Genomic DNA, 1,565 nt, shown 5'->3' with positions numbered 1-1,565 from the left:
ATGACGTGCTGAAGGCGATCGATCTTGCCACCGGCGTGCAGACCGCGACGGTCAACGCCAACGGCACCGCGACGCTGGCGACCGCAACCGGCCAGACCAACTCGTCGGTCAACGCCTCTGGTCAGCTCAAGATCTCGACCGGCGTCAATGCCGACCTGTCGATCACCGGCACCGGCAATGCGCTGAACGGGCTCGGCTTCGCCGGCAACACCGGCACTGCGACCGCCTTCACCGCGGCGCGCACCTCCGGCGTCGGCGGCATCACCGGCAAGACCTTGACCTTCTCCTCCTTCAGCGCCGGCACGGCGGTCAATGTCACCTTCGGCGATGGCACCAACGGCACGGTCAAGACGCTCGATCAACTCAACTCGGCGCTGCAGGCCAACAACCTGACCGCCACGATCGACGCCAACGGCTTGCTGACGGTCTCGACCACCAACGACTACGCGTCCTCGACGATCGGGTCGAGCGCCGCGGGTGGTGCGATCGGCGGCACGCTGACCACATCGCTGACGTTCTCGACGGCTTCCAGCCCCGTCCAGGACACGGTTGCGCAGACCGCCCGCGCTAACCTCGTCAACCAGTACAACAACATCCTCCAGCAGATCGACTCGACCTCGCAGGACTCTTCGTTCAACGGCGTCAACCTGTTGAACGGCGATCAGCTCAAGCTGGTGTTCGACGAGACCGGCAAGTCCAACCTCAGCATCACGGGCGTGACCTACAACTCCAAGGGTCTGGGCCTCGCTGCGTTGACCGGTGGTGTCGACTTCATCGACAACGCTGCCACCAACAAGGTGCTGACCAACCTGAATACCGCTTCCAGCACCCTGCGCTCGGAAGCCTCGGCGCTCGGTTCGAACCTGACGATCGTGCAGGTTCGTCAGGACTTCAACAAGAACCTGATCAACGTGCTGCAGACCGGCTCGTCGAACCTGACGCTGGCCGACACCAACGTCGAAGCGGCGAACAGCCAGGCGCTGTCGACCCGTCAGTCGATCGCGGTCTCCGCGCTGTCGCTGGCCAACCAGTCGCAGCAGAGCGTGCTTCAGCTGCTCCGCTAAATCGCGGAAGACCATCGAAAAACAACAGAGCGGCGGGGCTTCGGCCCCGCCGCTTTTTTTCGTCGGTCAACACTCGAGGGGCAGGCGGCGTTCTGAAAAGTAACCAGCGGTTATGGTTAATGGAGCGTAAGCGCGCAGAATCATCAATGATTTCAGACTGATTGCCGACCCTGCCGGCGCCTTTCGCCGGTTTATGGTGAACCGGTGCTTATGCGGGCACGTCTCGTTTCACCCTTTGTTAGCCATGTCGCGGCACGCTGAGCCCGTCACTCGATCCGAAGCGGTCGAACGAAGACGCGTAAGCCAGAAGGGTAAAAGTCATGTCCGGTATTGTTCTCTCTGCGTCGGTTCGTCAGAACCTCCTCTCCCTCCAGTCCACCGCCGATCTGCTCGCCACCACACAGAACCGTTTGTCGACCGGCAAGAGCGTCAATTCGGCCCTGGACAATCCCACCAACTTCTTCACGGCCCAGTCGCTCGACAACCGCGCCAGCGACATCA

General features: G+C 62.0%; 2 protein-coding genes. Both read left to right on the top strand.

Going from position 1 to position 1,565, the window contains the following annotated elements; translation table 11 throughout:
- Positions 1-1,064: DUF1522 domain-containing protein (locus ABIA96_RS36545; RefSeq protein ID WP_354141721.1), on the top strand; the 1,064-nt coding region annotated here is incomplete at its 5' end.
- A gap of 320 nt (positions 1,065-1,384) precedes the next feature.
- On the top strand, positions 1,385-1,565 hold a 181-nt coding region (locus ABIA96_RS36540; protein WP_488225938.1), incomplete at its 3' end, for a flagellin N-terminal helical domain-containing protein.

It is taken from the genome of Bradyrhizobium sp. LB11.1 (assembly GCF_040549385.1).
Taxonomy (GTDB): Bacteria; Pseudomonadota; Alphaproteobacteria; order Rhizobiales; family Xanthobacteraceae; genus Bradyrhizobium.
The sequence above is the reverse complement of the archived record's forward strand: the minus strand, read 5'-3'. Positions and strand labels throughout refer to the sequence as shown.